Origin of the sequence: Bifidobacterium sp. UBA6881, assembly GCA_002451435.1 — a bacterium.
GTDB lineage: Bacteria > Actinomycetota > Actinomycetes > Actinomycetales > Bifidobacteriaceae > Bifidobacterium.
In genome coordinates this window covers 564-6,241 of sequence record DKCF01000090.1, presented here as the reverse complement: position 1 = coordinate 6,241, position 5,678 = coordinate 564, and the positions used below count along the sequence as shown (strand labels likewise).

General features: G+C 56.9%; 5 protein-coding genes. 3 read left to right on the top strand and 2 right to left on the bottom strand.

The features are described 5' to 3' along the window. Positions 1 to 370: 370 nt before the first annotated feature. On the top strand, positions 371 to 1,699 hold the full coding sequence (locus B3C64_RS06975; RefSeq protein ID WP_291534676.1) for an ABC transporter substrate-binding protein: 1,329 nt from the start codon (positions 371 to 373) through the stop codon (positions 1,697 to 1,699). A 193-nt stretch (positions 1,700 to 1,892) separates the two neighbouring features. On the opposite strand, the gene B3C64_RS06970 is transcribed toward B3C64_RS06975, so the two are convergent. Then, the gene (locus B3C64_RS06970; protein ID WP_291534675.1) at positions 1,893 to 2,903 is read right to left on the bottom strand and encodes a LacI family DNA-binding transcriptional regulator; all 1,011 of its coding nucleotides are present in this window, start codon (positions 2,901 to 2,903) and stop codon (positions 1,893 to 1,895) included. 346 nt (positions 2,904 to 3,249) lie between these two features. Here B3C64_RS06970 and B3C64_RS06965 point away from each other — a divergent pair, with 346 nt between their 5' ends. Continuing rightward, positions 3,250 to 4,104: a carbohydrate ABC transporter permease gene (locus tag B3C64_RS06965; protein ID WP_291534674.1), complete on the top strand. Its 855-nt coding sequence runs from the start codon at positions 3,250 to 3,252 to the stop codon at positions 4,102 to 4,104. After that, positions 4,101 to 4,943: a carbohydrate ABC transporter permease gene (locus tag B3C64_RS06960; protein ID WP_291534673.1), complete on the top strand. Its 843-nt coding sequence runs from the start codon at positions 4,101 to 4,103 to the stop codon at positions 4,941 to 4,943. Before B3C64_RS06965 ends, B3C64_RS06960 begins: the two co-directional genes overlap by 4 nt. A 101-nt stretch (positions 4,944 to 5,044) precedes the next feature. On the opposite strand, the gene B3C64_RS06955 is transcribed toward B3C64_RS06960, so the two are convergent. Beyond that, complete coding sequence (locus B3C64_RS06955; protein WP_291534672.1) at positions 5,045 to 5,644, bottom strand: YesL family protein; 600 nt, start codon at positions 5,642 to 5,644, stop codon at positions 5,045 to 5,047. Positions 5,645 to 5,678 lie beyond the last annotated feature (34 nt).

The window sequence follows — 5,678 nt, the reverse complement described above, 5'->3', positions numbered from 1 at the left end:
TTCGGTCCGCCCGCACTGTCATTGTGCATGCGTTCGTCTGCGGCGCCGAGGATTCTGAAAAGACTGTGATTCCGAAGAGATGAAGAGGGTCTCTCGATTTCTTGGCTTTTCAGAGGAATCATGGCAATTGATTGGATTTTAGGGTGGCGTGTCGCAAACGCTTTCATTGTTTTATAGTGCCGCAAACTATTGAAAATACTAGGTTTTACGTAATTTGATATGGAATGGCTATGCGTGAATAATCAGGCAAAAATGCCTACGTTTGCAAAAAAGGGAGGAATGCGGCACAATAGTACTTGTCGGAAGCCGTGAGGATGCGGCTTCGGAGAAGCTACCGGCATGATGCCGGGGGAGTGACAAGGAAGGTTCGATGATGAATCGCACTATCAAAACGGCAGTAGGCATAATCGCCATCGCGGCGATGTCCGTGGGCACGTTGGCCGCGTGCGGCTCCAGCTCCAGCTCGGATGACGGCAAAGGCAAGGTCTATTACCTGAACTTCAAGCCCGAGGCCAACGACGCATGGCAGAAGCTGGCCAAGGAATACACCAAGAAGACCGGCGTCGAGGTCAAGGTCCAGACGGCCGCCTCCAATACCTACGAGCAGACGCTGAAGTCCGAAATCGCCAAATCCGAGGCTCCGACGCTGTTTCAGGTCAATGGACCGGTCGGCTACCAGAACTGGAAGAACTACACCGCCGATATGTCCGACACGGAGCCGTACAAGCAGCTGATCGACAAATCCGTCGCGCTGAAGGACGGGGACAAGGTCGTCGGCATCCCATATGCCATGGAGACCTACGGCCTGATCTACAACAAGGACCTGCTGGCCAAGTACATCGCCACCGGTGGAGCCAAGATCGCAAGCGTCGATGACATCGACAATTTCGATACGCTGAAGGCCGTCGCCGACGACATGCAGGCCAAGAAGGACGAGCTGGGCATCAAGGGCGCGTTCACCTCCGCGGGCTTCGATTCCAGTTCCGATTGGCGTTTCAAGACACACCTGGCCAACCTGCCGCTGTACTACGAGTTCAAGAAAGACAAGGTCACCGAACAGCCGGCCACGGTCAAGGGCACGTATCTGCCGCAGTACAAGCAGATTTTCGATCTGTACCTCAAGGACTCCACCACCGAGCCGACCCAGTTGAGCTCCAAGACCGGCGATGACGCCACTTCCGAATTCTCGCTTGGCGAGGCGGCCTTCTACCAGAACGGCACCTGGGCATGGTCTGATCTGCAGAAGAACGGCATGAAGGCCGATTCCGTCGGCATGATTCCGATTTACATCGGTGCCAAGGGCGAGGAGAAGCAAGGCCTGGCCACCGGATCCGAAAACTACTGGTGCATCAACGACAAGGCCTCCGACGCCGACAAGAAGGCCACGAAGGACTTCCTCAAGTGGGTCGTCACCGATGAGGACGGCATCAAGGCGCTTTCCTCCGACATGGGCCTGACCACGCCGTTCAAGTCCTTCAACGACGTCAAGTCCGACAACCCGCTGACCCAGGCCGCCGTGGAGGACCAGAACTCCGGCAAGACCGCGGTCTCCTGGAACTTCACCATGATGCCGTCCGAGGAATGGAAGAACCAGCTCGGTTCCGCATTGCTCGAATACGCGCAGGGCACCGGTGACTGGAACGCCGTCAAGACCGCATTCGTGGACGGTTGGAAGACCGAATACGACGCCGCCCACTGATTTGATGCGGAGGGCCGTCCGGATTCGATCTGATGCGGATCCGGCCGTGTCGACGGCCGGGATTTCGGTCCGTCCATGACGAAAAGGGTGCAATCGTGCGATACGATTGCACCCTTTTCGATGCCTTGCGCCTCGGCGCTGATTTATCCGACGCCTCCGGACGCGGCGTTTCCGGCGGCCGTTTGCGAAATCGTCAGTGGCGTAGCCGCGCCGTCGTCGAACGGACGATCAGCTGCGCCGGGAAGGTCTTGAACGGTTCGTCAATTTCTTTTTTGTCGATGAGGTCAAGGGCCATGTGCGCGGCCGTCCTCGCCATCTCCACAGGGGTCTGGCGGATGGTCGTCAATCCGATGTCGTGCGCGTATGCGCTGTCGTCGTAACCGATGATGGAGATGTCGTTCGGCACCGTGAATCCGCTGCGTTCCAGCTGGAACAACAGCGGGATGGCGATGCCGTCCTCCTGGCAGGCGATGGCCGTCGGCATGCGGTCGAGGCTGAGCAGCTGCGTGACGACCTTGCTGATGTTGTTCTCGTTCTCGTCGGTGACGAGTTCGCGCGGTGTGATTCCGTTGGCCTCGCAGCAGGCCATGAAGGATTCGAAGCGTCCGGCCACGCTGAAATGCAGCGTCACCTCGCGGTCGGTGCGGATGTAGGCGATGTCGCGATGCCCCAAAGTCATCAGATGCCGTGCCGCGAGCTCGGATCCCTGCTTGTCGTCGATGCGCACGGCGGCGTTGAATCCACGTTCCTGGGGCAGGCTGCAATTGATGCCGATGATCGGCACGTTGACCGATTTGAGCTGCTTGATCTCGTTGCCATCGATGTCGAAGGAGATTACGATGACCGCGTCGACGTTGCGGCGTACCGGCAGCATTTCGAAGAATTCACGACGTTCCTCGATGCTGGACATCTGGTAGATGGAGATGTCGTAGCCTTCGTCGTGGAAGACCTGGTTGAGGCCTTCGATGATCGACGAGCTGAACCACAGGTTGAGACGGCCGGAGACCAGCACCGCGACGCGCAGCGCGCGGCCGGTCTTCAACGCCGCGGCTGAACGCGATATGGAGAAGTTCAGCTCATTGGCCGCTTTCATCACCTTGTCGCGGGTGGTTTTGGAAACCAGATCCGGTCGGGTGAAGGAGCGCGAGACCGTCGAAATGGATACATGCGCAAGTTGCGCCACATCTTGAATGCTGCTTTTCATGACTTTCCTTGGTGCCGTTGATGTATCTCGATACCAGTGTATTCCACGATGCTTTGCAAGTATACCATTACAAACGTTTTCATATCGAAAGAAAGATTGTAAAGAGTCCGTTGTTTCAATGGAAAACAACATTTTCAAATGATGACAACGTTGGTAGATGTTGCATATGTAATCGTTAGAAATGACAACGTTTGACATTTTGTTGCGAACCGTTTATCATGGCGAGTGAAAACCAAGGAACGGCGAGGAACGAAGTTGTGAATCGCCGATCAAAGTAACGAATGCAGGGATTCCGCATCGCGCCGTTGCGATACGCGGAATGGAGAACGAGGAAAGCGGGCAGGCTATGATCAGCATGGCTGGCAAGGCGATACGGAAATGGTGGGCGCTGTTCGCGCTGCCGACGTTCGCCGCATTCATCATCGGATTTGTGATTCCGTTCATCATGGGCGTGTACTTGAGCTTCTGCAAGTTCACCACCGTCACCGACGCCGAATTCGTCGGCATCAAAAACTACCAGAGGGCGTTCGCGGACAAGGAGTTCCTGCATGCGCTGGGATTCTCCACCGCGCTGACGGTCGTGACCACGATCGTCATCAACGTGGTCGCGTTCGCCATCGCGTACATGCTCACCAAGGCCATCAAGGGGTCGAACATCTTCCGTTCGGTGTTCTTCATGCCGAATCTGATCGGCGGCATCATTCTGGGCTATATCTGGATGCTGCTGCTCAACGGCATCCTCGCGCACTGGGGTCGCGCGCTGACGTACAGCGCCACCTACGGTTTCTGGGGATTGGTCATTCTGGTGTGCTGGCAGCAGATCGGCTACATGATGATCATCTACATCGCCGGCATGCAATCGCTGCCGACCGATGTGCTCGAAGCGGCCGCCGTGGATGGCGCGAACGGCACGCAGACCATGTTCAAGATCATCATTCCGCTGATGATGCCGTCGATCACCGTCTGCTCGTTCCTGTGCGTGACCAACGGATTCAAACTGTACGACCAAAACCTCGCTCTGACGAACGGCGCTCCGTCGAACATGTCGGAGGGTCTGGCGATGAACATCACCCGCACGTTCTACGGACGCATGGGCTGGGAGGGCGTCGGCCAGGCCAAGGCCGTGCTGTTCTTCATCCTGGTGGCCATCGTCGCGCTCATCCAGAACAAGCTCACCACAAGCAAGGAGGTGGAGGCATGATCTCCGGAGAAAAAACGAAGCACGGCGGATTGTGGACCGTGCTGTTCACAGTAGTTTCGCTCGCATGGGTCTTCCCGATCGTTTTGGTGGTCATCAATTCGTTCAAACAGAAGGCGTATATCTCCCGCAACGCGTTCTCCATCCCCACCGGCAAGGCATTCGTCGGATTGGAGAACTACACGCGCGGTATCGAAACCACGAATTTCTTCGCCAGCTTCGGTTGGACGCTGCTCATCACCGTCGGCTCGGTCGTTCTGATTCTGCTGTGCACATCGATGTGCGCGTGGTGGATCGTGCGCGTCAACAACTGGGCCGCGAAACTGCTGTACACCCTGTTCCTGTTCAACATGATCGTGCCGTTCCAGATGGTCATGTTCACGCTGTCCAAGCTCGCCGACATGCTCAAGCTCAACACCCCGTGGGGATTGTGCTTCGTGTATCTGGGCTTCGGCGCCGGTCTGGCGGTATTCATCTTCACCGGCGTGATCAAGGGCATCCCGCAGTCGTTGGAGGAGTCCGCGATGATCGACGGCGCATCCGTTCCGCGCATCTTCTTCCAGATCGTCGTGCCGATTATGAAGCCGTCCATCGTTTCGGTGGCGATTCTGCAGGCCATGTGGATCTGGAACGACTACCTGCTGCCGTACCTGACGCTCGACCTGAGCAAGTACAAGACCATCTCCGTGGCCGTGCAGTACCTGAAGGGCGGCTATGGTTCCGTCGATATGGGCGCCATGATGGCGTGCCTGGTCATGGCGATCATCCCGATCATCGTCTTCTACCTCATCTGCCAGAAGCATATCGTCAAGGGCGTGATGGCTGGCGCGGTGAAGGGCTGATTCCGGCTGAAAATGCGTGTGGCGCGGATTCCCGTGAATGGGAATCCGCGCCACACGCATATCAGCTATGTTCCACACGCCGTTTCACGCGGCATGCAAAACTACTTCAAGTACCGCTTGAACACATGCTCCAGAATCGGCGAATGCAGCATCAGCATCGTGCCATAGCCGAGCACCAGCAGCAGGAACAGGCCCTGTGGCATGTACAGCCAGCTGCCGATGATTAACGCAATGAACACCGCATCGATGGCGATCAACGCCAATGTATGACCGATATTGCTCACGCCGAACACGAACGCATTGCCCAGCGTGTGCCAGAACGAATTCTCGAAGCGGGCCTGCAGCGCCCAGATCCATTCAAAACCGATCAGCCATACGATGCTCAACGCGAATTTCGGAATCAGCAGCGGCGTGATCTGCAACACGACCCACGAATACACGCTGAACGCGCCGGTGACGCCGAAAATCAGCCAATACCCGGTCGCTTTCGTGAAATTCGAACGGAACGCGGAGAAATAATTGCGGGTCGCCGTGCCTTCTCCGGAAAGCGTGCGGCGGGTGGCGTCATGGCCCGCGGCCAGCGCCGCTCCAATCGTGATGATCGGGATGCTGGTCGCCAGCATGAGTATGTTGATCCAAATCGCGTCGACCGCGTCACTGAGGCCGCGCATAAAGCCGGAATCCGGCGAAAGAAACTTCATATGCCCTAGCTTACCTGATATGTCGGCAATCGTT

Bases quoted from the DNA above. Each gene is read 5' to 3' on its own strand.
- B3C64_RS06960 (WP_291534673.1), top strand. From the start codon at position 4,101: ATGATCTCCGGAGAAAAAACGAAGCACGGCGGATTGTGGACCGTGCTG.
- B3C64_RS06965 (WP_291534674.1), top strand. From the start codon at position 3,250: ATGATCAGCATGGCTGGCAAGGCGATACGGAAATGGTGGGCGCTGTTC.
- B3C64_RS06970 (WP_291534675.1), bottom strand. From the start codon at position 2,903: ATGAAAAGCAGCATTCAAGATGTGGCGCAACTTGCGCATGTATCCATT.
- B3C64_RS06975 (WP_291534676.1), top strand. From the start codon at position 371: ATGATGAATCGCACTATCAAAACGGCAGTAGGCATAATCGCCATCGCG.
- B3C64_RS06955 (WP_291534672.1), bottom strand. From the start codon at position 5,644: ATGAAGTTTCTTTCGCCGGATTCCGGCTTTATGCGCGGCCTCAGTGAC.